The sequence below is a fragment of the Catellatospora coxensis genome (genome assembly GCF_016862635.1).
GTDB lineage: Bacteria > Actinomycetota > Actinomycetes > Mycobacteriales > Micromonosporaceae > Catellatospora > Catellatospora coxensis.
The window spans coordinates 1-26172 of record NZ_BONI01000066.1 but is presented as its reverse complement, the minus strand read 5'-3'; the positions used below and the strand labels follow the sequence as shown (position 1 = coordinate 26172).

The window sequence follows — 26172 nt, the reverse complement described above, 5'->3', positions numbered from 1 at the left end:
CATCGCTGAGCCCGCCGATTCGCTCGCTGCGCTCGCTCATGACTCAGCGGCCCTGCATGGCGAGCTCCGGCACGGGCAGGGCGGACATGATCCGGTCCAGCACCGCGTCCGCGCCGACCTCGTCGGCCAGTGCCTCGTACGACATGACCAGCCGGTGCCGCAGCACGTCCAGCGCCAGGTCGGTCAGGTCCTGGGGCAGCGCGTAGTCCCGCCCGCGCAGGAATCCCAGCGCCCGCCCGGCCAGCACCAGGTTGATCGACGCGCGCGGGCTCGCGCCGTACGTGACGTACCGGGCCAGCTGCGGCTGGCCGACGAGACCGGGATCGCGGGTCGCGGCGGTGAGCCGGACCGCGTACTCGATCAGCGACGGGTCGACGTAGACCCGGTCGGCCTGCCGCTGCAGCTCGATGAGCTGGGCCGGGTCGATGATGCGCTGGATCGCCGCGCCGGGGCTGACCGCCCGCTCGACGATCACGAACTCCTCGGTGGCGGTCGGGTAGCCCACCAGGACCTTCATCATGAACCGGTCCACCTGCGCCTCGGGCAGCGGATACGTGCCGTCGGACTCGATCGGGTTCTGGGTGGCCAGCACCAGGAACGGCTCCGGCACGTGGTGCGTCTCCCGGCCGATGGTGACCTGGTGCTCCTGCATCACCTCCAGCAGCGCGCTCTGCACCTTCGCCGGCGCGCGGTTGATCTCGTCGGCGAGCAGCAGGTTCGTGAACACCGGCCCGAGCGACACCTGGAACTCGCCGCTGTGCTGGTGGTAGGTGCGGGTGCCGGTGATGTCGGCCGGCACCAGGTCGGGGGTGAACTGCACCCGGTGGAACTGCCCCCCGACGGCCTCCGCCAGCGACTTCACGGCCAGCGTCTTGGCCAGGCCCGGCACGCCCTCGACGAGGATGTGCCCGCGCGCCAGCAGCGCGACCATCAGCCGCTCCAGCAGCAGATCCTGCCCGACGATGACCTTCTTGACCTCGTAGAGCACCTGTTCCACGGTGCTCTGGCCGGCAGCCGGGGACGTCCCGCCCGGGCGGGAGGGTTGCCGGTGGCCGTTGCCGGAAGCGGGTGTGTGCATGGGTCCGTCCTGTTCGGATCGAGGGTGGTGGCGGGTGTGGTCGTGGGACGTCACAGGGGCGGCGGGGGGCCGCCGGCGGCCGCGGCCGTCACGATCGGCACGGCGAACCCGACGCCGATGAACGTGCCGGCGTCGGTCGGGTTGGCCAGCGCGACCACGATGCCGACCGTCTCGCCGCGCATGTTCACCAGCGGCCCCCCGGAGCTGCCGGGGTTGACCGCGGCGTCGAACTGGATGAGGCCGCCGAGCTTGCCGACGTCGGCGACGGTGACCGAACGCTCCAGGCCGGACACCACGCCGGTGGTCGCCGAGCCGGTCAGGCCGAGCTGGTCGCCGATCGCGACGACCTGCTCGCCGATGCCGGGGGTGCCGCCGAGCACCGCCGGGACCAGTACCGCGGGCAGGTCTTTCGGGGCCAGGGCGGCGATGTCCTTGGCCGGGTCGGCGGCCGCGACGGTCGCCGGGGTCGTGCTGCCGTCGGCGTAGGTGACCTCGATCGCGGCCGCGCCCTTGACCACGTGCAGCGCGGTCAGGATGGTGCCGTCGGCGTTGGCCAGCACCCCGGTGCCCGACGCCGACGACGGCGAGCGCCCCGCGCCGGTGGTCCGGATCGACACCACCGACGGGAGCAGGACCTGGTAGACCTCGGCCACGGTCAGCGTGCCGTCGTCCGACGGTGACGGGGTCGGCGTCACGACGGCGGGGCTGTCGGATCCTGCCGCACCCCACCGGAACGCGACCACCGCAGTGACCGCCAGCGCCACCGCGACACCGGCCGCGACCAGCGCACGCCGGTCGAGCCGCCATCGGGACGGCGGCGCCGGCACGGGCTCGGCCTGCACCGGTGCGGCTGCGGGGGGCGCGTCCGGGAGGCGGTCGAGTTTTCCGGCGCGACTCAGCATCCTTTGAGCCTAGGGCCGAAAGCTGAATGTTCAATCAGGGCTTCATCGGAGATCCGGCAGCGCCGGTCCGGTCGCCACACCGATGACCCGTGCATGCGGGTCCCCGCGGGCGTACACCCGCGGGGACCCGGCAGTGGTCAGGACGCGAGCGAGTCGTCCACGCCCACCCGGCGACGGCGAACCAGCAGCAGCAGTCCACCCACGATGACCAGGGCGGTTCCCGCACCGGCGAGCAGCCACAGCCGCGGGCCGGTCACCGGCAGGCCGCCGCCCGTGCCCGGAACCGGCGACGCGGAACCGGGCCGCGGTGACGCGCTCGCCGGCGGGCTGGCCGGGGGCTGCTCCTCGCCGACCCGGCAGACCTTCACCAGGTCGAACGTGGTCCGCTCGGCCTCGGCGACGTACGCGCGCATCAGGCCCTCGACCAGGTGCCAGCCAGACGGCGTCTGCAGCCACACGCCGCCGACGCCGCTCGGCCCGATGAGCCCGCCCGCGACCCCGGCCGGAGGGGTGGCCGGCACCGGCGGCTCGCCGTCGGGGGTGAGCCGGGTGACCCCGGCGTCGTTGACGCCCAGCAGGTACGCCTCGCTCAGGTCGGCGCTCTGGTAGCTGATCAGGTAGACGGCCTTCAGAGTGGTCGGCACGGGCTGGTTGAACACCCAGCCGTCGACGCCCTCGGCGGATCCGCCCGGGATGCCGGCGCAGCCGCGCAGGCTGGGGTTCTGCTGGGCGGCCGGCTTGGCCGCGAACGCGTCGTCGAGCCTGAGCACGATGGTCGGATCCTCGGCGGGCGCGGCCGACGCGGGCAGGCCGCCGGTGACGGCCAGGGCCACGCCCGCGGCCAGGGCCGCCAGCGCTCGTACGGAAACGGTGGTCCTCATCGGGGGTGGTTCCTCCGGTCGGGGATGGATGGACGGTTCGAACGGGCCCCGGAGGTGCGCCGGGGCCCGCGTTCAGGGGCGGCGTCGCCGCAGTGGGGCGGGCCGGCGCAGCCTGCGCCGCAGCCGGTCCGCGCGGGCCCAGGCGTCGTCGGCCTCGGCGGTGGTGAGCGGCCGCGCGCCGTAGACGGCACGCTCGGTCAGCTCCCGCAGCACGTGCAGGTCGGCCTGGCGGGGGGCGAAGTCGTTGTCGGGCGGCCGGCGGCGGTCGATGGCGGTGTCGACCCGGTCGAGCGCCTGCCGCACGGTGGCGCTGGCCGCGACGGGCGACCCGGCGCGCGCGGCGGTGTCGACGACCTCCTGGAACGCTGCCGCGATCCGGTCGGCGGGGACGGGCCGGGAGCGCCGCCGCCGACGGCGCACGGCGCGGCCCACCCGCGGCGACAGCCACGCCGTGGCCAGCACCGCGGCCGCGATCAGCGCGATCAGCGGCCAGTCCGGGCGGCGCACCGGCAGCGGCCCGTCCGAGGCGAGCCGGTCACCGGGCGTCGGCACGCCCGCGCCCGGCACGACGCGGGGTGGCGTCGAGGGCAGCGGCGCGGCCGTCGGCGCGGGAGCCGCCTGCCAGCCGGGCGCGGCCTGCGCGGTGGGGCCGAACGACACCCAGCCCAGCCCGCCGAGGCGCACCTGCGGCCATACGGCGACATCGCCGGAGCGCACCAGCCCGTTCGCGCCCTCCGGCACGGTGAACCCGACGATCAGCCGCACCGGCAGGCCCAGGCCGCGTGCGGCGACGGCGTACAGGGCGGCGATCTGCTCGGCGCCGCCGACGCCCGTGGCGGCCACTGCCGCGAGCCGGCCGTAGCCGTGGCCAGGCGCGCTGCCCGGGTCGTTGCGGACCCTGGCCCACAGGTGCGCGGCGAGCAGCCGGGCCTGCGCCCCGGGGCGGGTCTCACCGCCGATCGCGGTCCGGGCCAGGGCGTCGATCTCGGCCGGTACGCCGGGCGGCAGGGCCGTTGCCGGGGCCGGGTCGCGTGGTGCGGCGTCCACGTCGGCGGGCTGCGGCGGCGCGGGCAGCAGGCTCGTCATCGTGTACCGCAGCCCGGGGGCGAGACCGCCGGTGTCCAGCAGCAGACCGGTGTCCGGGTCCACGGCGAGCGTGGCCGGGCCGTCCAGCCGCACCGGGCGCTCCACCGCGGGCAGCGCGACGCCGCCCAGCCCCGCGACGGTGACCTCGACGGTCAGCCGCCGCCCGCCGGACGGGGCATGCGGCACACCCGACCCGGCGGGCCGGTAGCGCGCCGTCGAGGTCCAGGTGCGGCCGTCGTACGCGTCGAGCGCGACCAGCGCCAGCCGCTGCGGCAGCGGCCCGTCGCCGGTGACCCGGAACAGCTCGGTGTCCGGCGTGGACAGCCACGGCGACACCCGGTCCAGCGGGTTGACCCCGGTCAGCGGCGTGTCGGGAACGGTCACGTGGTCACGAGGGTCCACCCGGGGCCGTGCGGGCAGGTGCGGGACGACCACGGCGGCGACCGCCAGGGCCGCGACGGCCGCCGCCCCGGCCCGCGCCACCCGTGCCACGCGCGCCGGACGCGTCGCGACGGGAACGGGCCCGCGCAGGTCACGGGCCCGCGCACGCAGCAGCAGCACGCCGCCGAGGGTGAACGCCGCCGCGGCGGTGACCGCGTACGCCGTGCCGCCTGCCAGCGCGCACGACGCTGCGAAGACGACGGCGGCGGGCGTCACCACCGCCCAGGCGGCGCGCGTGGTGCGGGCCAGCAGCTCGCCGGTGATCGCCGCGGCCACCCACACCAGCAGGAACGGCCCGGTCGCCAGGAGCGGAGCCGGACCGGCGGGCACCGTGGTCGCCAGCAGGTGCGCCCAGCCGTCGACGGCGGCCGCCGCAGCCTGGGCGAACCGCGCCGGCGATCCCCAGAAGCCCGCCGCCGCGACCGGTGCCGCGACCGCGAGCGACAACCCCAGCGTCAGCGGCACCGGCATGAGCACGGGCGTGGACGCGGGCACGGACCTGGACACGGGCGCAGGCGCCGGCGGGGGAGCGGTGGGCGGCCGTGGGCCGCCGTCTGGCCGCGTGTCGCGAGTGGACGCCGTGCGCCGCAGCAGCCGGGACGCCGCGGCGAGCAGGAGTGGCGCGGTCGCGGCCAGGGCCAGCAGCAGCGCCATCCGGGTGCCGGGCAGCACCCGCAGCCAGCCGGCCGCCGCGCACATCCCGGCGGCGGCCGCGGCGAGCCAGGTCGGCAGGGATGCTCCGCCCAGCGGCCCGCGCCCGGCGGTCGCCGATGCCGGGACGCGACCCCTCGACGCCGTGACCGGGGCCGTCATCGGCGCGCCCGGGAGCGGGCGGTCGCGGCGAGCCGGGGCCAGGCGGCGGTGAAGGCGGCCAGCGACGTGACCGCCGCCGCGGGGCCGGTGTGCACCAGGACCGGCCGGCCCAGCCCCGACAGGTGCGCCAGCAGCGCCGGGTCGGCGCCGTCGGGCCGGGCGGTGACCGCGACCGCGAGCGCCGCCGCCCCGCCGCGCCGGGCGGGGGTGAGCTGCCCGGACGCGGCGACCGTGGTGCGGCTGAGCAGGTCGAGCAGGCCCGCGCGGGCGGTCGCGGGGTTCGCGGGCCGCCAGCCGGGCCCGGCGGTGAAGCGGACCTCGCAGCCCGCTCCTGCCGACAGGCAGGCGACGGCGAGCGTCGCGGCCACGTCGAGGGCGAGCTCGAACCCGTCGGGGTCGGCGTCGGGCCGGTTGTCGATCAGCAGGGTCAGGCCGGGCTGCAGGTCCTGCTCGAACTGCCGTACCAGCAGTCGGCCGGTGTGCGCGCTGGACGGCCAGTGCACCCGGCGCAGGTCGTCGCCGGGCTGGTAGTCGCGCAGCCCCCAGTGGGTCAGGCCGGCCGGTGCCGGCTGGCCTGCCGGGTGCCCGTCCCCGGCGGGCGAGCGCCCGGCCGGCAGCCCGGCGGCGACCACCGGGTGCACGCACAGGCTGCCGCCGCCCTGCCCGGTGCGCTCGCGCCGGCAGAGGCCGAGCGCGTCCACCAGGGACAGCCGCGGCGCGGACACGGTGACGACGCCGCGCCGGCCGGTGGGCAGCGACACCGGGCCGGTCCAGTCCCGCCCCGCCGCCAGCGCGGGCACGGTCACGGCCACCCGGGCGTCGCCGACCTGGACGTGGACCGTGCACGCGCGGCTGCGGCGGCGCTCCGGCGCGCGTACCACCAGCCGGCAGGACGTCCGCGTGTCGCGCTGCGTACGGGCGGGCAGCCGGTCGAGGTACGCCGCGGCGGGCAGCGCGCCGCACACCGAGATCCCGGCCACGGCGAGCGCGACCGCGGCGGCGAGGCCGAGGAGCAGCAGTTCGGCGTACCCGAGCAGGTAACCGCCGGCCGGTGCGCCGACCGCGACCGCGCCCACCGCCCACCCGGCGCGGGTGAGCCCGGACGCCGTCACGGCCGCACCGGCTGGCGGGGCACCGGGACCGCGTCCAGCGCCGCCTGCACCACACCGGCCGCGGTGGCCCCGGCGAACTCGGCGTCGGCGGTCAGCAGGATCCGGTGCGTGAGCACCCACGGGGCCAGCGCGACGACGTCGTCGGGGGTGACGAACTCCCGCCCGAACGCGGCCGCCCACACCTGCGCGGCACGCTGCAGCGCCACGGTGCCGCGAGGGCTGACGCCCAGCCGGGTCTGCTCCGCCGCCCGGGTCGCCGCCGCGATCCGGATCATGTAGTCGGCGACCTGGTCGTCGACGTGCACCGAGCGGGCGGTTGCGGCCATGTCCCGCACCTGCTCCGGGGTGAGCGCGGTGACCGGGCGCGGCCTGGTCGCCGCGCCGCCCCGGTGTCCGGCCAGGATCTGCCGCTCCGCGCCGTGGTCGGGGTAGCCCAGCTCCAGCCGCATCAGGAAGCGGTCGAGCTGCGCCTCGGGCAGCGGGTACGTGCCGTCGTGGTCGACCGGGTTCTGCGTGGCGACGACCAGGAACGGCGACTCCAGCCGGTGGCGGGTGCCGTCGATGGTGACCTGCTGCTCGCTCATCACCTCCAGCAGCGCCGACTGGGTCTTCGGCGACGCCCGGTTGATCTCGTCGGCGAGCACCACGTTGGCGAAGACCGGGCCTTTGTGCAGGGTGAACTCGTTGCGACGCTGGTCGTACACGGTGACGCCGGTGATGTCGCCGGGGAGCAGGTCGGCGGTGAACTGGATGCGGCGGAACCGCCCGCCGAACGCCGCGGCCAGCGCGGTGGCCAGCGACGTCTTGCCGACCCCGGGCACGTCCTCGATCAGCAGGTGGCCCTCGGCGAGCAGGCAGGTCGCCGCGAGCGCGACGTGGTCGGCCTGGCCGTGCACGGTCTGCTCGACGACGCCGGTGAGGCTGCGGAAGCTGCGGGCGAACGCCGCCACGTCCGGCGGAGGCGGCGGGGGCTGCTGGGCCAGGACGGTCCCGTTCCGCAGGTCGGTCATATGTGTCCTTTCCGAAGGGTTCATCCGGCGCTGAGCCGGAGCGTGGCGCGGTAGCGGGAGACGACGACGGTCCGGAAGGTCTGCCCGTTGACGATCGCGACGGTCTCGCTGCGGGAGTTGAAGGTGACCGTCATGACCGGCCGTGGACCGGCGGTGATGGTGCCGGACATGGTCAGCGAGTTGTTCGCGACCGAGTCCCGGTAGGTCTTGCTGCCGCGGAAGCCGACCCGGCTGCCCGACACCGAGAACGTGCCGCGCACCGGCTGCATGTTGGCGGCCAGGCCCGGCGCGGTGTACGAGATCGAGCCCGACTTGGTCAGCCGCCAGGTGCCGGGCAGCAGCCGGTCCTTGATCCCGGCCACCCATGCGGGCTGACCCTGCAGCTGCGTGAACGACGTGATGGACACGGTCCGGTAGGTGATCGGCAGGCGCAGCACCGGGTCGCGGCGCGGCACGGGGGACGGGCCGGGCGAGGGCGGCGCGGCGGCGCTCGGCGGTGCGGCCGACGGGACGGCACTCGGGCTTGGCACGGTGTACTTGAGCAGGCTGCGCACCGTGTCGCCGTCGACGACGACCGCGTGCGGCCCGTCGGCGTCGTGGGCCCAGACCAGGCCGTCACGGGCGATGACCCGCAGGCTCGCCGGGCCCGCGGTGATCCACAGCGGCGACAGCAGGCCCCGCCCCGGTGCGTAGCGCAGCACCCGGCCGGTGGCGTCGTCGGGCACGTACACCACACCGCCCGCCGACACCGGCCTGCCCAGCCGTGCCGCGGAACCGGCGCGCAGGTCGACGATCTCGGCGGGGGCGTCACCGGGGCGGCTGAGCAGGAGTTCGCCCCGGCCGGGCAGGACGACGGGCAGGACGCCGTCCGCGCCCCGGGTGGCGACGAGCGCGGTCGGGCCGGTGGCGGGCAGCGCCGCCCAGCGCTGGGCCGGCACTCCGCGCTCGTCCAGCGCGACGACGATGCCCTTGGCGAGGTTGGCCAGCACCACCGTGCCGTCCACCTCGGCCAGGGCGACCGGCTCGGTGTAGAACGCCGACGGTGTGCTCGTCCGGATCGCGCCGTCGCGGAGGCCGACCAGCGTGCCGTTGAGGGTCATGTGCGCCCACAGGGTGCCGTCGGGCCCGGCGAGCACCGCGCTCAGCGGCGGATGCGGCAGCCCGAGCGGGACGGCCTCGGCCAGGGTCACCGGGTCCACACTGGTGACCGTGCCCGCGGTCATGGAGACGGCGTACAGGTCGCTGCCCGCGGTGACGAGGTCGACCGGGGTGGGGAACGCCACCGCCGGGTCGGCGGTCAACCGTGCCCCGTCGACCCGGGTGACGGTGTTTGCGTCGAGATCGGACACATAGGGGTCGGGCCCGTCCTGCTGCACCGACATCCGGTGGCCGGCCGCGCCGGGCAGGGCGGTGACCGTCACGACGCGGCCGGCCGTGGCGCTGACCAGCGACACCGCACCGATGGTGGTGCTCTCCAGCCACGCGCTCGCGCGGGTCATGTCCAGCGCGGGCCGGGCGGCCGGCGGGGCGGGCAGCAGCACCGCCGCGGTCAGCCCGGCGACCAGTAGCAGGGTGCTCACGGTGCCGCTGATCCGCAGGTGGCGGCGGTAGAAGCGGGCGAAGGACGGCAGAGGTGTCATCAGATTCCTTCCGTGGATACTCCGGCCTTCAGGCTGGGGAGGAAACGGAACTCCTGTGGAGCAGGACAGACGTAGCCGATCCGCCGCCGAGGCGGACCGGCGTTCACCCGTACGCCAGTACGAAACCCGGCGACAGTCCTGTTAGGATTACGGCCGTGTCCAGGGCGGTGAAGCGCGCGTTCAAGTACCGCTTCTACCCGACTGACGTGCAGGCCGCGCAGCTGTCGCGGACGTTCGGGTGTGTCCGGCTGGTCTACAACATGGCGTTGCAGGCCCGCACCGAGGCCTGGACCCAGCGGCAGGAGCGGATCGGCTACAACGCCACCTCGGCCCTGCTGACCGGGTGGAAGAAGACCGACGACCTCGCGTTCTTGAACGAGGTATCGTGCGTGCCGTTGCAGCAGGCGCTGCGGCACCCGCAGAACGCCTACACCAACTTCTGGACCAGACGCGCCAAGCACCCCACGTTCAAGTCCAGGAAGCGCTCGCGCCGGTCGGCGGAGTACACCACCAGCGCGTTCCGGTGGCGCGACGGCCAGCTGACCCTGGCCAAGATGACCGAGCCCCTCGACATCGTGTGGTCGCGGCCGCTGCCGGACGGTGCGTCGCCGTCGACGGTGACCGTCTCGTGCGACCCGGCCGGACGCTGGTTCGTGTCCCTGCTCTGCGACGACATCATCGAACAGACCCCCGCCACGGGCGCGGTCGGGATCGACGCCGGGTTGGACAGCCTGCTCACCCTGTCCACCGGCGAGAAGGTGACCAACCCGAGGCATGATCGCGCCGATCGGCAGCGGCTGACCCGTGCCCAGCGCGACCTGGCCCGCAAGCAGAAGGGCTCGGCCAACCGGACCAAGGCCCGGGTCAAGGTCGCCCGCATCCATGCCCGGATCGCCGACCGCAGGCGCGACCACCTGCACAAACTGACGACTCGGCTCGTTCGTGAGACTCAAACGATCGTGATCGAGGACCTGGCCGTGGCGAACATGGTCAAGAACCACCGGCTGGCCCGCGCGATCAGCGACGCGGCCTGGCGGCAGCTGCGCACCATACTGGAGTACAAGACCGCCTGGCACGGCCGGGACCTGATCGTCGTGGACCGCTGGCTCCCATCGACCCGGCTCTGCTCGACCTGCGGCTCGCTCGCTGAACGGATGCCGCTGGACGTGCGGGAGTGGACGTGCCGGTGCGGTGCTGTCCACGACCGTGACGTCAATGCGGCACGTAACATCCTGGCCGCCGGGCTGGCGGTGACAGCCTGTGGAGACGGTGTAAGACCTCAACGAGAGTCCTCTCGGATGGGGCAGTCGTCGGTGAAGCAGGAAGACCCGAGGGCGACCAAGGGAATTCCCGTCCTTTAGGGGCGGGGAGGATGTCAAGGCGTGTCCTGCGGGATCAGCGTGACGACGGTCTGATAGAAGCTGTTGTCGCCGTCGGCCGACCAGCCGATGGACCACTGCAGCTCGGCCCGCGGCGGGGTCGCGGTGAAGTCGAACCGGCCGGTGATGCTGTCGGAGGCGAGGTCGGTGAAGTCGGCCGGGAACGCGGCCACCGACAGGTGCCACGGGCCGTCCGCGGTGAACGTGCCGCCCACCGGCTTGCGGCCGCCGGCGGGCCGGCACACGAGCCGGCCGTCGGCGGTGAACTCCCAGGTGCTGCCGAGCAGGATCGCGTTCGCCTCGGCGGCGCGGCCGTCGCTGCCGCCCAGGCGGGTCAGCGACACCACCGCGACGGTCCGCAGCCGCACCGGGTACGTGAGCGGGCCGCCCGTCCAGCCGGGTCCCGCGCCCTCGGGCAGGTCCGGCCCGGGTCGTGGGGTCGTGGCCGAGCCGACGCCGCTCAGCTCGGCGGTCAGCCGGGCCGGGTAGTCCAGGCTCCACAGCTGGGCCGGCGGCACCGGCCGTACGGCGAACACGGCCGCGGCCACGGCGAGCGGGATCAGCGCCGCGGCCACGTGCAGCGCGGTGCCGGTGCGCCGCCGTACGGGCCCGCGCCCGCGCGTCCACAGCGCGGGCCAGCCGCCGCTCAGCCACGGCCAGCACAGCAGCAGCAGGCCCGCGACCAGGCAGGTGCGCAGCCCGGCCGAGGCGAAACCGTAGCCCGCGCCGGTGTAGTGGTGCCAGGCCTGCGCCAGCGTCCACCGCTCACCGGCCGACGCCACCAGCGCGGCCGCCCCGAGCAGCGCCAGCTCGCCGAGGAAGGTCAGCGGCCACGCCGCGAGCACCGCCACGGTCGCCGGGTCGGGGCGGCGCAGCAGCGCCCGGCGCAGCCAGCGCGGCGGGTGGGTGAGCAGCCGGCCGAACGCGCGGCGGCCCCGCGACAGCGTCCCGGCCAGCGGCTGCGCGCGGCCGTCCTCGGCGGCGACCCGGTCGGCGGTCAGCTCGGCGACCCACAGCGCGAGCACCGGCGCGATCAGCCCGGACGGCGCGGCGGTCACCGCCCCGCCGAGCAGCGAGCCCGCCACCTCGAACGCCTGCTCGTCGGCGATCGGCAGGAGCAGCGGCGGGGCGGCGAGCAGCGCCAGGTAGACCGGCGCCCAGGCGCGGGCGAGCAGCGCGAACGGCCCGAGCCGCCCGACCAGCAGGTGCTCGCCGTTGCGGATGTGGCCCAGTTCGTGCACCAGGATCGCGCGGGCGGCGGCGGGGTCCTGCTCCCACAGCGCGACCAGCGGCGGGTACGCCAGGATGCGCGGCGCGCGCCAGTCGGCGGCGTACACCTGCGCACCGCCGTTGCCCGGCGCGGCGGACAGCCGCACGACCACCCCGCGCTGCACGGTGTCCACGAAGGACTGCATCTGCGCGACGGCCGACGCCGCGCGGACCGGCAGCGCGCCGGGCGGCACGAGCCGCCGCTCCACCAGCCGCCCGCGCAGCCGCGGCAGCAGCACCGCGACCAGAGCCAGGCCGATCAGCAGGGTGGGCAGCGCGGAGCAGACGGCCAGCACCGCGAGCATCGCGGTCACGGTGGCGTCGGCGTGCGAGCCGCGGTCGAACACGGCCTGGAACGCCGTCACCGGGTCGGTGAGCAGGCTGGGCAGGTTCCACGCCGTGCTGAGCAGGCACAGCGCGAAGAACAGCCACAGCCAGGGCGGCGCGAGCGGTCGTGGCAGCGGCGGGGCGACGGCCGACGCCGGTGCGGTGGCGGTCATCGGACCGGTCGCCGCGGCCGGTGCGGGCCCATCTCAGTTTCCGCCGCGGCGGAACCAGCGGCGCGAACGGTTGGGCGGCCCGGCACCGGGCTCGGCGGCGGCCTCGGCGCTGACCCGGCGGACGAATGCCGCGGCGGAGGCCGGCGACTCCAGCAGCTCCTTGATGATCAGGAGGGCGCGCTCGTGCGCCTCTTCGGCGGGCAGCCCGGACTTCTCCAGGGAGGTCTGCAGCCGGTCCACCGCGGCCCTGGCCCGGGCGGCCAGCTCGGGGTCGACCGGCGGGTCCTGCGGCGGCCGGTTGGCCTGCGAGGCGCGGTACGCCTTGATTCCGACGATGAGCGCGAGCAGGTTCAGGGAGTTGCCGGTGGCCTCGGCGTCCAGCAGCGCCTTCAGGTGCACCCCGGCGACGTCGATCGCCTGCAGCACCGCGGCGAGCGCGGTGACCAGTTCGATGCCCGCCGAGCCGGAGCCGGAGCGGCCGGGGCGCAGGATCGCCTCGCGCTGGGCCCCGCCGGCCAGGTACGCCTCGACGACGCCGTCGGCTATGCCGGTCTCCTGCGGTGCGGTCGCCGCCGCGAGGCGCTGCGCCCACTGCCTGGTCTCATCGTCCGCGAGCACGCCGGTCCGTCTCCTCTGCCGATTCCTGGGGAAGAGTCCCTAGGTAGCACTCCCGGCGAAGCGCCCGACACCGGCCGAGTTGCCCGCAAACCTGAATGAGCGGCAGGGATCGATCTCACGGCAGTTGGATCATGCGTACGGCCAGGCAGCCGGGCTCATGAGCGCGGTTCGCGTACCGTGGCGGACATGTCGCGTTGGCGACAGTCACCCGATCGGGTTCGCACGTCCGGCGATCCGTACTGTTCAGGGGGTCGGCGACAGTCGAGTATGGACGGACCGTCCGCCGCAGGCATGCACCCGGATGGATGTGTGATGCAAACGGGCGGCCGGTGCGCGCGTCCTCGTATGGGTGACCGGGCGCCCTATTCGGACCGCAGCCGGCGGCCCGAGACCAGATGGCGGCGGCGGCGCTCGCTGAGCGTGCCGTCGAGGCAGGCCCAGTCGGGCTGGGAGACGTGCAGCACCTGCTGCTCGCCGCCCGTGCAGATACCGGTGTGGTAGACGTCGCCGGTCTCGTCGTTCTGGAACACCGCGAGGTCGCCGGGGGCCAGCTCGGCCACCTCGACGTGCTCGCCCAGCAGGGCCAGGTCACTGGCGTCGCGCGGGACGCTGTGCCCGAACCGGCGGTAGATCAGGTGGGGCAGTCCGGAGCAGTCGAGCATCAGCCCGTGGGTGCCGCCGGCCAGGTACATCAGGCCGAGGAACAGCCGTCCCGCGGCGACCAGCTGCTCGGTCGTGGGCAGCGGGCCGCGGGCGCGATAGGTGTCGAGATGCTTGTCCGCCAGCCAGCCGGTGCCCCCGCCGGGCAGCGTGACCTCGGTGAACGAGTCCTGCCGCCGGCGCGCGGGCAGCACCGTGGCGTAGCTGACGTCGTCGGCGACGACCCGGCCGTCGGGGCCGTCTCTGAGCTCGGTGACCTGCTCGGTGACCACCACCTGCTCGCCGGTGGGCTCGGCGGGGGCGGCGAGCTGGGCCAACGGCAGCCAGCCCGGGTAGCCGCGGGGGTCCTTGCGGGACGGCTGCAGCGGGGCGTTGACCCGGGCCCAGCCGTCGCGGACCTCGGCGACGAGCACGGTCTCGCCCAGCAGCAGCTGGCTGTCGAGCCGGCCCCACAGGTCGCGGCGCTCGTCGGGGCCCTGCGCCGCGGCCCACGCGCGCAGCCGCGCGGGTGTGCCCAGGGCGGGTGCGTCCAGGGGGCGTACGACGTCGGGGGAGGTCCAGAGTCCGGCGGCGGAGACCGCCACCGACATGGTCCGCGTCGGCTCGTTCATGGGCTCCCCCTGTAGGAAATAGCTATGTCACCGGGGAGCCTACAAAAGTTTTCTTCATCGGGTCAGGGTCGCCCATGGCGTGGGAGGGCTCGCTCAAAGTTTGGACCTTCTGGTCCAGTCTAGCTAGTATGTACTGATGACGACCGCTACCGCGCCCAGGCTCACCGCCAAGGGCGCCGCCACGCGCGCCCGGATCGTCGCCGCGGCGGCGGACCTGGTGCTGGCGCGCGGGGTGGGCGGCACCAGCCTCGACGACGTCCGCGCCGGCACGCTCACCAGCAAGAGCCAGCTGTTCCACTACTTTCCCGGCGGCAAGACCGAACTCGTCATGGCCATCGCGGCATACCAGTTCGAACGCGTGCTCCAGGCGCAGCGGCCCTACCTGGAATCGCTCGACACCTGGGCGGCCTGGGACGGCTGGCGCGACGCGCTGCTCGCCCACTACGGCTCCCAGCCGCACTGGGGCTGCCCCGTCGGCACCCTGGTCAGCGAGCTGACCGGCACCGACCCCGTGGCCGCCGCGCAGGTCGCCGGGCACCTCGACAGCTGGTGCGGACACCTGCGGGACGGCCTGCGGCGTATGCGCGACAGCGGCCTGCTGCGCCCCGACGCCGACCCCGACCGCCTGGCCCTGGCCGTGTTCGCCTCGGTGCAGGGCGGCCTGCTGCTGACCCAGGCCACCCGCTCCATCGAGCCGCTGTCGGCCGCGCTCGACGCGGCCCTGACCGCCCTGCACGCCGCCGCGCCCGTGACCACTCGCTCCTGACGCCCGGACCGGAGCCTCGACCTGGTGATCCGCCCGGCGGGGTTGGCTCGGTCCGCGATGTGCCCTGGCCGGACAGCCCGCCGTCAGGCGAACGTGTGCTCGTGCTCCTTGCGGTAGTCCTCGATGCCGTCGATCCGGTCCTCGGCGGCCAGGGTGACCCAGTCGGGATTGCCGAGCAGGATGCGACCGAGGGCGACCAGGTCGAACTCTCCGGCGGCGAGCCGCTGGACGAGGCCGGTCAGCGAGTTCGCCCGGCCGGGTTCGAGGAAGTCGCGGGTGAGGCCGACTCCTCCGACGGTGATGGCCGGCAGGCCGGTGATCTGCTTGGCCCAGCCCGCGAGGTTGAGCGGCGAGCCGGGGAACACCGGCTGCCAGAATCTGCGCTGGGAGGCGTGCAGCACGGTGGCACCGGCGTCGGTGAAGGCTTCCAGGATCGTGGCGAGCTCGGCCGGGGAGTCGGCGATGCGCGCGTCGAAGTCGCGTTCCTTGAACTGGGAGAACCGTACGATCAGCGGCATGTCCGCGGGGACGGCGGCGCGCACGGCGCGAACGACCTCGGCGGGGAACCGGGCCCGGCCGGCCGTCGACCCGCCGTACCGGTCCGTGCGGCGATTCGTGCGCGGCCACAGGAATTCGTCGAGCAGGTAGCCGTGCGCGGCGTGGATCTCGATGGCGTCGAATCCGGCGCGTGCCGCCACCCGTGCCGCGTCGGCGTACGCCGTCAGGATCGTGTCGGCGTCGGTGAGCGACATCGCGTGGCCGGCGGGACGCCCCGGCTCCGGGACCGCCGACGGCGACCAGGCCGCCAGGCCGTCGACCGGTTCGCGCAGGCTGCCCAGGTGCCACAGCTGCGCCGCGATCCGCCCGCCGACGGAGTGGACCTCGTCGACGACGTGCCGCCAGCCGTCCTCTGCCGGACCCGGCGTCATCCGGGGCACGGCGTCCTCGTGCCCGGCGCTGGGGTGGTCGACCAGCACCCCTTCGGTGATGATGAGCCCGACACCGTGTTCGGCGCGGCGGCGGTAGTAGCCCGCGACGGCGGGCGTCGGGACCCCGCCGGGCGACTGGGAACGGGTCATCGGGGCCATGACGAAGCGTGTGGACAGTCGCAGACCGGCCATGGCGACCGGTTCGAGCACCGGTGCGAGCAGGGCGCCGGCGGTGGTGGCGGGTGCGATGAGGTCGGTCATGCGGTTAAGGTAGAACCTGACATTGACGTCAGGGTCAAGTCTTGTGAGGCAGGTCTCCGCATGCGTATCGGCGAACTGGCGGAAGCGACCGGGGCGAGCCCGCGATCGCTGCGCTACTACGAGGACCAAGGGCTGCTCGGCAGCGGCCGCAGCACCGGCGGTCAGCGGCACTACCCGCCGACGGCCGTCGAGCGGGTCGCCCTGATCCGCTCCCTGCTGGCCGCCGGGTTGTCGAGCAGCACCATTTACGACGTGCTGCCGTGCATCACCGAGCAGGCCATCCGCACTCCCGCACTGGCCGCGCGGCTGCGCGACGAACTGACCCGGGTGGACGAGCAGCTCCGCGAGATGCAGCGGACCCGCGAGGTCCTCGCGGGTCTGGTGGACCACTATGCCGTCGCCGAACAGGCATAGTCACGGCGAGTGCTACACGCCGGTGGACCCGTCGATCCGCTCGCGGATGAGGTCGGCGTGGCCGGTGTGCTGGGCGTACTCCTCCAGGACGTGGATGTAGACCCAGCGCAGGTTGACCTCGCCGGTCGGGGCCTTGGGATCGTCGGCGGGGGCGTCCAGGTCGAACCCGGCGACGGCGGCGTCGCATGCGGCGGTCTCAGCCAGGAAGCGGGCGTGGTCGGCTGCGGCGTCGGCTTCGGCCACGAGCTCGAAGTCGCCGTCGGGGTGCTCATCGGTGCAGTACAGGTCCGGCAGGTCCTCGTGCAGGTATTTGGTCCGGAACCAGAACCGCTCGACGCCGGTCATGTGCCGCAGCAGGCCCAGCAGGGTCAGGTTCGACGGTGCGACGGAAGCCGTCTTGAGCTGATCGGCGGTGAGACCGGCGCATTTGCGCAGCAGGAATGCCCGCCGCCGCTGCAACCATTGCTCCAACATCTCCCGCTCGCCGCAGGCCATGTCCGTGCGGGCCCACGCGACCTCGGGCGCAATCCATGCCATGGCGACATCATCGCGATCGCCGCAACCGAATTCCGGGCGCGGACGGATCAGCTCGAGGCGGCGGCCAGCGGCTTGCGGTAGCGGGGCATCCGCCGTACCACCTGGTATCCGGCCCTCTCGTACAGCTGCACAGTCCGGTGCGGATTCTCGGCGACCGTGCGGATCGTCGCGACGCTGACGCCGTGCTCGCGCATGGCCGCCAGGCTGTGGGCGAGCAGCGCCGAGGCCAGACCCAGCCGCCGGTATGCGGGCCGCACCGCGACCCACGGCGAGTCGGCGACGCCGTCACCCTCCCGCTCGCTGATCACCAGTCCGGCGATCTCGTCGCCGTCCCACGCGACCGCCCACAGGTCGGTGTCGCGCACTCCCGCGAGATGGGTGTCGAGGTCCGTCGGCATGAACCCGTGCCCGCTGTCGGTGAAGCACTCCACGATGACGGCGTGAATCCGCGGCTGGTGCGCGGCCAGCACGGGCCGGATCCGCAGGCCGGGTGGCAGCGCCCCGGGCACGGCGGCGGCAACGGGCCGGCTCAGGTCGACGACGGTGAACGCGACCCGGTAGCCGTGATCGAGCAGCAGCTGCCGCGAGCCCGGTCGGCTGCCGTCGGCGTTACCGCCGAGCTGCTGATGGGCTGCTCCGGACCCGAGCGAGGCAGCGTACGCCTCCTGGCGGCGCAGCATCGCCGTGCCGTGGCCGCGTTCCCGATGCGCGGGGTGTACGAAGCCGGTGACCAGGAACATCTCGGTGCCGTCGTCCTCGGTCCAGCGATCCAGGCGGCCGAAGCCGACGATCTCACCGGCGTCCTGAGCGACCACGCAGGCCTCCGCGGGCAGGTCACCGCCGGGGCCGGGCAGCCAGACGTCGCCGTCGGCGGCGAGCGCCGCCTGCCGTACCCGCTCGATCTGCTCGTCGTCGACCGGTCCGGCATAGGCCCGCAGCGTCATGCGGCGGAGGCTAACCGCGATCGCCGGGACGGTCGCGCGGTTTTCCACCGATGCGCGAAGTCGGGGATGACCCGGACCGGCGGGCCGGACAGGCAGGGGTCCGGGCAGGGTGATCGCCGGAGGCTCGGTGGCGCGACCGGGCCTACCGTCGAAGCATGATCGACAGACGCCTCCTCGCCGGGACGGGCCTCGCCGGCACCGCGCTGACCGCGCTGCTCGCCGCGGTCGGTCAGGTGGACCCGGACCCGCAGCTCAGCCACGTCTCGCTGACCGTCAGCGACTTCGCGGTGCACGACCGCGGCGGGGCCACCGACGCGGCGATGGTCGTCTTCGGGCTGTCCGCCTGGTGCCTGCTGCCCGCGCTGCGCCAGACCGCGCCCCGTGTCCTGCTCGCCCTGTTCGGCGCGGCCATGACGGTGGCGGCGCTGGCTCCGACGGATCTCGGGCCGTTGAGTACGACCGGCTACGTGCACCGATACGCCTCGATGCTGGCGTTCGTCGCGTTGCCGCTGGCCGCGGTGACGCTGCGCCCGGTGAGCCGGGCCGTGCGCTGGACCGCCGCCACGGCCGCCGGGTTCGCGGCCCTCATGCTGGCCAGCGCGACACTCGCCGACCGTTTCCTGATCGGGGCGGCTGAGCGGTATCTGCTGCTCGCCGAGGTGGTGCTGCTCGCTCTGCTCGCCGTGCGGGCCCGCCGCGATTGCCCAGCGCGGCCCGTTCGGTCTACCGTGAGTCACGCCTGACCACGGGGGAGGAGCGGCGTGACCGTCCACATCGCAGGGCACGATCCGGCCGGACCGCCGGTCTACTGCAGACGGTGGAACTTCCGCCGCCACGAGCCGGTCGAGCCGCTGTCCGCCGACGAGGCCCAGGCCAGGGACGCCGCCGGTGAGCCGTACGCGGTGATCCCGGCCGCGCCGCCGAGCGGGGTGCCCGACGTGGTCATCGAGATCGCCTGGGACAACGGGCACGCCGGGGTCTGGTTCTTCGACGCCTACGGCCGCCAGTGCCTGCACTACTCGTTCCGGCGCAGCGGTGAGCTGCTCTTCCTCGGCGGCATGACGCAGTGGGACTACCCGGACGCCGACGCGGCGACGCTGTCCGGGGCGACCTGCGTGACCTGGTTCGAGTTCCGCGAGGACGGCGGCGCCCGCCGCGTCATCAGCGACGACACCGCGCAGCAGCGCACCGTCGAGGACCGTGCCGGCGTGGACGTCAGCACGCAGTGGGAGCCGGTGCCGGGCTTCGGCGAGTGGGGCTCGCTGGCCCGGTGGAGCCGGAGTTAGGGCAGGCCCGCGCCGCGCCGTCTGGAGAGCGTGATCCCGGCAGGTGGAGCATCGTCATACCGGGTTCCCTTGAGAGCGCTCTCCAAACTATGGTGCCGACGGGACGTGCGACGGGGACGTCCTGCCGTGCCGAGATTGCGAGTGCCCATGCCGTACCGGAAGCTGACCATCGAGGACGTGGCCCACGAGGCCGGGGTGTCGCGCGCCACCGCCTCGCGGGTGCTCAACAACGCCCGGGGCGTCTCCGAGGAGCTGCGCGACCGGGTCAACCGGGTCGTCGCCGACCTCGGCTACCGGCCCAACGCCGCCGCCCGCGCCCTGGCCTCCGGCCGCCGCGACGTGCTCGACCTGGTCGTGATCGCGTGCCGCACGGACGCGCACATGTTCGGCGCGGTGCCGTACTACAGCCGCGTCATCGCGGGCGTGATGGCCGCGCTGGCGGGCGGCGACGTGCAGCTGCGCGTCAACGTGACCGAGCCGGCCGGCGCGCCGGAGCTGATCGACCGGGTCGCGCAGTCGGCCACGGCCGGCGCGGTGCTGGTCAACGTGCCGCCCGAGCTGGCAGCCAGGTTCCACGCCCGGTGCCGCCGCGTGGTGTCGCTCGGCGCGACCGCGCCGCAGGTGCCCGCCGTCGAACCGGAGAACAGCCGCGGGGCGTACGACGCCGTCGCCTTCCTGCACCGGATCGGCTGCCGCCGCATCGCCGCGATCCACGGCCCCGAGAGCAACACCTGTGCGGCGGGCCGCCGCGCCGGCCACCTGGAGGCGGTCCGCGAGCTGGGGCTGGCCGACCTCGCCGTCGACGGCGGCTTCAGCCGCGAGTGCGGGTACGCGGTCACCGCCCGGCTGCTGGCCGAGCACCCCGACGTCGACGGCATCTTCGCGGCCTGCGACCAGATGGCGGCGGGCGCGGTCCAGGCGATCACGGACGCGGGCCGGCGCGTGCCCGGCGACATCGCCGTCGTCGGCTTCGACGACAGCGTCGTCGCGGCCTGCATGAGCCCGCCGCTGACCAGCATGCGGCTGCCGGTCGAGGACATGGCCGCCGCCGCGACCCGGGCCCTGCTGGAGGGCGCCGCCGCGCCGCACTGGCGGCGCTTCTTCGCCATCGACCTCGTCGTGCGGGACAGCACCGGACCCGACGCCGCCCTGCTGATCCCGCCCGCCCGCTCGTTGCACCGGACGTCGGCGCTCACCGGACGCCGCTGACCGGCCCGCCGCGCTTTCCCACCCCCGCCAGCCAGGACACCGCCGGTGTCCGTGAAAGGAAACCTGTGTCCTCCCTGCCGTACCTCGACCCCACGCTGCCGACCGAGCAGCGCGTCGCCGACCTCGTCGGGCGGATGACCCTGCCGGAGAAGGTCGGGCAGATGCTCCAGCTCACCGCCCGCGACGGCGTACGCCATCTGGTCGAGGAGTTCCACGTCGGCTCGATCCTGCACGCCTCGCCGGAGCGGGTGCGCGAGGCGGCGGAGCTGGCCGGGCGCACCCGGCTGGGCATCCCGCTGCTGATCGCCGAGGACTGCATCCACGGCCACTCGTTCTGGGAGGGCGCGACGATCTTCCCGACCCAGCTCGGCATGGCCGCGACCTGGGATCCGGCGCTGGTCGAGCAGGTCGCCCGGATCACCGCCGTCGAGGTCGCCGCCACCGGCGTGCACTGGACCTTCTCGCCGGTGCTGTGCATCGCCCGGGACCTGCGCTGGGGCCGGGTCAGCGAGACGTTCGGCGAGGACCCGTTCCTCATCGGCGAGTTCGCCTCGGCGATGGTGCGCGGCTACCAGGGCGACGGCCTGGCCGACCCGACGGCGATCCTGGCCTGCGCGAAGCACTTCGCCGGCTACTCCGAGACGCAGGGCGGCCGCGACGCCAGCGAGGCCGACATCTCCCGGCGCAAGCTGCGCTCGTGGTTCCTGCCGCCGTTCGAGCGGGTCGCCCGCGAGGGCTGCCGCACCTTCATGCTCGGCTACCAGTCGATGGACGGCGTGCCGGTCACCGTGAACGACTGGCTGCTCAACGAGGTGCTGCGCGGCGAGTGGGACTACCGGGGCACCCTGGTCACCGACTGGGACAACGTCGGGCGCATGGTCTGGGAGCAGCACATCTTCCCCGACTTCACGGCCGCGTCGGCGGCCGCGGTGAAGGCGGGCAACGACATGGTGATGACCACGCCCGACTTCTTCGACGGCGCGCAGGACGCGGTGGCCAAGGGCCTGCTGGACGAGTCGGAGCTGGACGCGGCGGTCGCCCGCATCCTGACCCTGAAGTTCGAGCTGGGCCTGTTCGAGAATCCCCGGCACCCCGACGCCGCCCGCCAGGCCGAGGTCATCGGCGTGGCCGCGCACGCCGAGCTGAACCTGGAGGTCGCCCGGCGCTCGCTGGTGCTGCTGCGCAACGACGGCACGCTGCCGCTGGCCGGGGGCCTGACCGCCGGACCGGACGGCCGCGCCGCCGCGCCGGACGCCCCGGCCCGCACCATCGCGATCGTCGGCCCGAACGCCGACGACCCGCACACCCAGCTCGGCGACTGGGCCGGCGCGTCCGGCCAGGCCGAGTGGTTGCCCGACGGCCACCCGCGCGAGATGATCACCACGGTGCTCGACGGCTTCCGCGAGGTCGCCCCGGCCGGGTGGACGGTCACCCACGCCCGCGGCGCGGACATCGTCGTGACCGGGCCGGACCCGGAGGGCGAGTTCTTCCCGGACGGCCAGCCACGCCCCGACGTCGCCCTGCCCGCCCCGGTCGACGAGGCGATGATCGCGGCGGCGGTGGCCGAGGCGAGCCGGGCCGACTACGTGGTCGCCGTGGTCGGCGACCGGATCGAGCTGGTCGGCGAGTACCGCTCGACCGCCACCCTGGAGCTGATGGGCGGCCAGGTGGCGCTGCTCGACGCGCTGGCCGCGACGGGCAAGCCGCTGATCGTGGTGCTGCTCAGCTCCAAGCCGCTGGTGCTGCCGCCGTCGGTGGCCGACGCGGCCGCGATCGTGTACGCCGCCAACCCCGGCATGCGCGGCGGCAGGGCCGTCGCCGAGCTGCTGCTCGGGCTGATCGAGCCGAGCGGCCGGCTGCCGATCTCGTTCGCCCGGCACGCCGGGCAGCAGCCGACCTACTACAACCAGGTGCGCGGCCAGCACGGGCACCGCTACGCCGACCTGACGCAGGCCCCGGCGTTCGCCTTCGGGCAGGGCCTGAGCTACACCACGGTGGAGTACTCGGGCCTGCGGGTGCTGACGCCGACCGTGGACCTCGGCGGCTCGGTGCGGGCGCAGGTGGAGCTGCGCAACACCGGGTCGCGGCCGGCGCTGGAGACCGTCCAGGTGTACGTCAGCGACACGGTGACCTCGGTGACCTGGGCCGAGCAGGAGCTGAAGGCGTACCGGCAGGTGCCGCTGGCGCCGGGGGAGGCCCGGGTGGTCGAGCTGGAGCTGCCGGTGGCCGTCTGCTCCATCGTGGACGCGAAGGGCGTCCGGGTGGTCGAGCCGGGTGAGTTCGAGCTGCGGGTGGGCCCGTCCTCGCGGATCGAGGACCTGGGGCGGGCGGCGTTCACGGTCGTCGCCTAGGACGGTGCGAGGCACGTCGAGCAACGGCGGTTCCCTTCGGGGGCCGCCGTTCTCCGTTTTCCGGGGAGCGGCGGAGCGATGTCGAACCGCCCTATTGATCGATATACGTTTATGTAGATTCATTTCTTGACGCCGATATGGCACGGCGGTAAGTTTCGCGTGATATCGATTTCACGCCACCCTCCAGCACCATACACCCCCTCGCCCCCGGCACCCCCGATCCGGAGGAACGATGATTCGCCGTACCCTCACCGGCCTGATCCTGTCCACTCTCGCCGCCACGGCCGTCGCCGTCGCGGTCCAGGCCCCGGCGGCGCACGCCGCCTGCACGTCCATCCCGGCCAACCACGACCCCGCGGTGATCGTCATGGTCTACCGGACGGCCCGCAGCCTCAACGTCAACGACAAGGTCATGCTCTCCGGCTTCGAGGCCGGCTGGGTCGAGTCCCACATGAACAACCTGCCCTGCGGCGACAAGTCCTCGCTCGGCGTGTTCCAGCAGCGCTGGGACTACGGCTGGGGCACCCCCGAGCAGATCATGGACGTCGTCTACGCCTCCACGCAGTACTTCAGCCGGGCGATCGGCTGCGCCCGCGACAACCCCGGCTACCGGCCCGGCCAGGTCGCCCAGTGCGTGCAGCGCTCCGGCTTCCCCGACCGCTACGACCAGGTCGAGGGCAAGGCCCGCGCGCTGTGGGCCGAAGCCCGGCGCGTCGCCGAGACGGCCGCCAACGCCTCCACCGACGTCACCGGCGACGGCCGCGACGACATCCTGACGTTCACCCAGAACACCCTCGCCGACGTGTACGCCGCCCCGTCCACCGGCAGCGCCTTCGCGGGCACGTCGGTGAAGTGGAACGACTTCTTCGCCCTCGGCGGCGAGACCGCGCTGGCCGGCGACTTCAACGGCGACGGCCGGGACGACATCGTCGCGTTCACCCACGGCACCACCGGCACCGCCGCGGGCGACGTGTACGTGGCCCTGTCCACCGGCACCGGGTTCACCGGCGGCGCGAAGTGGCACGACTGGTTCGCCCCCGGCGCGGAGGTCCCCGCGGTCGGCGACGTCAACGGCGACGGCAAGGACGACATCATCACCTTCACCCACAACCCCGCCGGTGACGTGTACGTCGCGCTGTCCAGCGGCTCCTCGTTCGGCGCGGGCGTCAAGTGGCACGAGTTCTTCGCCCCGGCGGCGGAGTACCCGGCGGTCGGCGACGTCAACGGCGACGGCAGGGACGACATCATCACCTTCACCCAGGGCCCGGCGACGGCCTCCGACGTGATCGTGGGCCTGTCCAACGGTTCGTCGTTCGGACCCGGCCTGAAGTGGCACGACCTGTTCGCGGTCGGCGCGGAGCTGCCCCGCGTCGGCGACGTCAACGGCGACGGCAAGGACGACATCGTCACGTTCACCTGCAACGCCGACGCCGACGTGTACGCCGCCGTCTCCACCGGCACGTCCTTCGCCGGCACCACCGTCAAGTGGAACGACTTCTTCTGCACCGCGGGCGAGTTCCCGATCCTCGGCGACGTCAACGGCGACGGCAAGGACGACATCATCGTCTTCACCAAGGGCGCGACCAACGACGTGTACGTCGGCATCTCCACCGGCACCGGATTCCTCGGCGGCGCGAAGTGGCACGACTTCTTCGGCCTGACCGGCGAGACCACCCTCTGACCTCCCACCCCCGAAAGAGGACGACCATGCCATCCCGTACGCCCCACCGGGCCGCCCTGCTCGGCGCCGCGCTCGCCGCGGCACTGGCGACCGCGGCCACCCCGGCGCTCGCCGCGCCCGCCCCGGCCCCGCCCGTCGCCGCCGCCTTCGACCGCGCCGCCGCCGCCTCCGGCGTGCCCCGTGACCTGCTCGTCGCCGTCGGCTACGGCGAGAGCCGCCTCGACGGCCACGACGGCCTGCCCAGCTCCGCCAACGGCTACGGCGTCATGCACCTGGCCGACAACCCCGGCAACCGGAGCCTGCCGCTGGCCGCGAAGATCACCGGCGAGTCCGCGGCGCGGCTGAAGGCCGACACCGCCGCCAACATCCGCGGGGCCGCCGCGGTGCTCCGCTCGTACGCCGACGAGCTCGGCCTGCGCGCCGCCGACCGTACCCGGCTCGCGGCCTGGTACCCGGTCGTCGCCAAGTACTCGGCCGCGGCCGAGGACGGCACCGCGCGGCTCTACGCCGACCACGTGTACGGCCTGCTCAACAGCGGCCTGTCCGGCCGCGCCGAGTCCGGCGAGCTGATCGCCGTCCAGGGCAGCGCGGTCAAGCCGCAGCTCGGCCGCTACGCCGCGGTCGCCCCGGCCGGGTCCGGCCCGTCCACGGCGTCGGGCCCGCTCGCCGCCTCCGGCGCTGCTCCACTGGCCGCCGCGGCGGCGCTGCCGGAATACCCGCCGGCCCGGTGGATCTCCGCGGCGGCCGGCAACTACGGCGTGGGCCGCTCGTCGGCGATCACCACCGTGGTCATCCACGTCACCCAGGGCTCGTACGCGGGCACGGTCAGCTGGTTCCAGAACCCGTCCGCGGGCGTCAGCGCGCACTACGTGGTGAAGTCCAGCAACGGCGAGGTCACCCAGATGGTGCGCGACGGCGACACCGCCTACCACGCGCGCTCGGCCAACCCGTACGCGCTGGGCATCGAGCACGAGGGCTTCGTCGACAACCCGGCCTGGTTCACCGACGCCATGTACCGCTCCTCGGCGGCGCTGACCCGGCACCTGACCGGCAAGTTCGGCATCCCGCGCGACCGCGCCCACATCCGGGGCCACAACGAGATGCCGGGCAACGACCACACCGACCCGGGCCCGCACTGGAACTGGAACTACTACATGTCGCTGGTCAACTCCGGCGGCGGCGCGAAGTACTTCGGCGGTTCGCCGACGGACTTCTCCGGGGACGGCAAGGACGACATCGTGACGTTCACGCACGGCTCGCTGGCCGACGTGTACGTGTCGACCTCGACCGGCAGTGGCTTCGCGGGCACGTCGGTGAAGTGGAACGACTTCTTCGCGCTGACCGGCGAGACCGCGCTGACCGGTGACTTCAACGGCGACGGCAAGGACGACATCGTCGCCTTCACCCACGGCACCACCGGTACGGCCGCCGGTGACGTCTACGTCGCCCTGTCGACGGGCACCGGTTTCCTCGGTGGCGCCAAGTGGCACGACTGGTTCGCGCCGGGCGCGGAGGTGCCCGCGGTCGGTGACGTCAACGGTGACGGCAAGGACGACATCGTGACGTTCACGCATGACGCCGCCGGTGACGTGTACGTGGCGCTGTCCAACGGTTCGTCGTTCGGCGCGGGTGTGAAGTGGCACGAGTTCTTCTCGCCGGCCAACGAGTTCCCGGCGCTCGGCGACGTCAACGGCGACGGCAAGGACGACCTGATCACGTTCACGCAGGGTGCGGCGGCGACCGCGGCCGACGTGATCGTGGGCCTGTCCAATGGTTCGTCGTTCGGCCCGGGTC

General features: G+C 74.1%; 22 protein-coding genes. 9 read left to right on the top strand and 13 right to left on the bottom strand.

Annotation, left to right across the window (positions count from 1 at the left end; all coding sequences use genetic code 11):
* Positions 1 to 43: 43 nt before the first annotated feature.
* From Cco03nite_RS30870 to Cco03nite_RS30840, 7 genes are all read right to left on the bottom strand, one after another.
* Positions 44 to 1078, bottom strand: a complete 1035-nt coding sequence (locus tag Cco03nite_RS30870; RefSeq protein WP_203696534.1) for an AAA family ATPase — start codon at positions 1076 to 1078, stop codon at positions 44 to 46.
* A gap of 50 nt (positions 1079 to 1128) precedes the next feature.
* Entirely contained in the window at positions 1129 to 1980 is an 852-nt protein-coding gene (locus Cco03nite_RS30865; RefSeq protein ID WP_203696532.1) for a S1C family serine protease, read from the bottom strand.
* A 137-nt stretch (positions 1981 to 2117) separates the two neighbouring features.
* Complete coding sequence (locus Cco03nite_RS30860; RefSeq protein ID WP_203696530.1) at positions 2118 to 2861, bottom strand: hypothetical protein; 744 nt, start codon at positions 2859 to 2861, stop codon at positions 2118 to 2120.
* A gap of 72 nt (positions 2862 to 2933) precedes the next feature.
* Positions 2934 to 5201, bottom strand: coding sequence for a transglutaminase TgpA family protein (locus tag Cco03nite_RS42975; protein ID WP_203696528.1), 2268 nt, complete (start codon positions 5199 to 5201; stop codon positions 2934 to 2936).
* Entirely contained in the window at positions 5198 to 6313 is a 1116-nt protein-coding gene (locus Cco03nite_RS30850; protein WP_203696526.1) for a DUF58 domain-containing protein, read from the bottom strand. The genes Cco03nite_RS42975 and Cco03nite_RS30850 overlap by 4 nt, the downstream gene beginning before the upstream one ends.
* Entirely contained in the window at positions 6310 to 7323 is a 1014-nt protein-coding gene (locus tag Cco03nite_RS30845; protein WP_239167797.1) for an AAA family ATPase, read from the bottom strand. The genes Cco03nite_RS30850 and Cco03nite_RS30845 overlap by 4 nt, the downstream gene beginning before the upstream one ends.
* Positions 7324 to 7343: 20 nt before the next feature.
* Positions 7344 to 8963 (bottom strand): NHL repeat-containing protein, encoded by a 1620-nt coding sequence (locus tag Cco03nite_RS30840; RefSeq protein ID WP_203696524.1) that lies wholly within the window; start codon positions 8961 to 8963, stop codon positions 7344 to 7346.
* Positions 8964 to 9118: 155 nt separating this feature from the next.
* Here Cco03nite_RS30840 and Cco03nite_RS30835 point away from each other — a divergent pair, with 155 nt between their 5' ends.
* Positions 9119 to 10324, top strand: a complete 1206-nt coding sequence (locus Cco03nite_RS30835) for an RNA-guided endonuclease InsQ/TnpB family protein (RefSeq protein WP_203696522.1) — start codon at positions 9119 to 9121, stop codon at positions 10322 to 10324.
* Positions 10325 to 10338: 14 nt separating this feature from the next.
* On the opposite strand, the gene Cco03nite_RS30830 is transcribed toward Cco03nite_RS30835, so the two are convergent.
* From Cco03nite_RS30830 to Cco03nite_RS30820, 3 genes are all read right to left on the bottom strand, one after another.
* The gene (locus Cco03nite_RS30830) at positions 10339 to 12111 is read right to left on the bottom strand and encodes a hypothetical protein (RefSeq protein ID WP_203696520.1); all 1773 of its coding nucleotides are present in this window, start codon (positions 12109 to 12111) and stop codon (positions 10339 to 10341) included.
* A 33-nt stretch (positions 12112 to 12144) separates the two neighbouring features.
* The gene (locus tag Cco03nite_RS30825) at positions 12145 to 12729 is read right to left on the bottom strand and encodes a hypothetical protein (protein ID WP_203696518.1); all 585 of its coding nucleotides are present in this window, start codon (positions 12727 to 12729) and stop codon (positions 12145 to 12147) included.
* Between the two features lie 362 nt (positions 12730 to 13091).
* A complete protein-coding gene (locus Cco03nite_RS30820; protein WP_203696517.1) occupies positions 13092 to 14000 on the bottom strand; it encodes a C40 family peptidase in 909 nt (302 codons plus the stop codon).
* Positions 14001 to 14136: 136 nt separating this feature from the next.
* Here Cco03nite_RS30820 and Cco03nite_RS30815 point away from each other — a divergent pair, with 136 nt between their 5' ends.
* On the top strand, positions 14137 to 14766 hold the full coding sequence (locus tag Cco03nite_RS30815) for a TetR/AcrR family transcriptional regulator (protein WP_203696515.1): 630 nt from the start codon (positions 14137 to 14139) through the stop codon (positions 14764 to 14766).
* Between the two features lie 83 nt (positions 14767 to 14849).
* Here the strand turns inward: Cco03nite_RS30815 and Cco03nite_RS30810 are convergent, their stop codons facing one another.
* A complete protein-coding gene (locus Cco03nite_RS30810; protein ID WP_203696513.1) occupies positions 14850 to 15956 on the bottom strand; it encodes an oxidoreductase in 1107 nt (368 codons plus the stop codon).
* Between the two features lie 60 nt (positions 15957 to 16016).
* On the opposite strand from Cco03nite_RS30810, the gene Cco03nite_RS30805 reads away from it, so the two are divergent.
* On the top strand, positions 16017 to 16370 hold the full coding sequence (locus Cco03nite_RS30805; protein WP_203696511.1) for a MerR family transcriptional regulator: 354 nt from the start codon (positions 16017 to 16019) through the stop codon (positions 16368 to 16370).
* A 12-nt stretch (positions 16371 to 16382) separates the two neighbouring features.
* Here Cco03nite_RS30805 and Cco03nite_RS30800 read toward each other — a convergent pair whose 3' ends face one another.
* Entirely contained in the window at positions 16383 to 16907 is a 525-nt protein-coding gene (locus Cco03nite_RS30800; protein WP_203696509.1) for a DinB family protein, read from the bottom strand.
* Positions 16908 to 16954: 47 nt separating this feature from the next.
* Positions 16955 to 17851 (bottom strand): GNAT family N-acetyltransferase, encoded by an 897-nt coding sequence (locus Cco03nite_RS30795; RefSeq protein ID WP_203696507.1) that lies wholly within the window; start codon positions 17849 to 17851, stop codon positions 16955 to 16957.
* A gap of 155 nt (positions 17852 to 18006) precedes the next feature.
* On the opposite strand from Cco03nite_RS30795, the gene Cco03nite_RS30790 reads away from it, so the two are divergent.
* From Cco03nite_RS30790 to Cco03nite_RS30765, 6 genes are all read left to right on the top strand, one after another.
* Positions 18007 to 18594 carry a DUF998 domain-containing protein gene (locus Cco03nite_RS30790; RefSeq protein ID WP_203696505.1) on the top strand — a complete coding sequence of 196 codons (588 nt, stop codon included), beginning with the start codon at positions 18007 to 18009 and terminating at the stop codon, positions 18592 to 18594.
* Positions 18595 to 18612: 18 nt separating this feature from the next.
* Positions 18613 to 19137, top strand: a complete 525-nt coding sequence (locus Cco03nite_RS30785) for a hypothetical protein (RefSeq protein ID WP_203696502.1) — start codon at positions 18613 to 18615, stop codon at positions 19135 to 19137.
* Between the two features lie 147 nt (positions 19138 to 19284).
* The gene (locus Cco03nite_RS30780; protein WP_203696500.1) at positions 19285 to 20346 is read left to right on the top strand and encodes a LacI family DNA-binding transcriptional regulator; all 1062 of its coding nucleotides are present in this window, start codon (positions 19285 to 19287) and stop codon (positions 20344 to 20346) included.
* A gap of 65 nt (positions 20347 to 20411) precedes the next feature.
* Complete coding sequence (locus Cco03nite_RS30775; RefSeq protein WP_239167796.1) at positions 20412 to 22697, top strand: exo-beta-d-1,3/1,6-glucosidase; 2286 nt, start codon at positions 20412 to 20414, stop codon at positions 22695 to 22697.
* Positions 22698 to 22929: 232 nt separating this feature from the next.
* Positions 22930 to 24378, top strand: a complete 1449-nt coding sequence (locus Cco03nite_RS30770; RefSeq protein WP_203696498.1) for an FG-GAP repeat domain-containing protein — start codon at positions 22930 to 22932, stop codon at positions 24376 to 24378.
* A gap of 26 nt (positions 24379 to 24404) precedes the next feature.
* A partial coding sequence (locus tag Cco03nite_RS30765) for an N-acetylmuramoyl-L-alanine amidase (protein ID WP_203696496.1) occupies positions 24405 to 26172 on the top strand: 1768 nt, incomplete at its 3' end.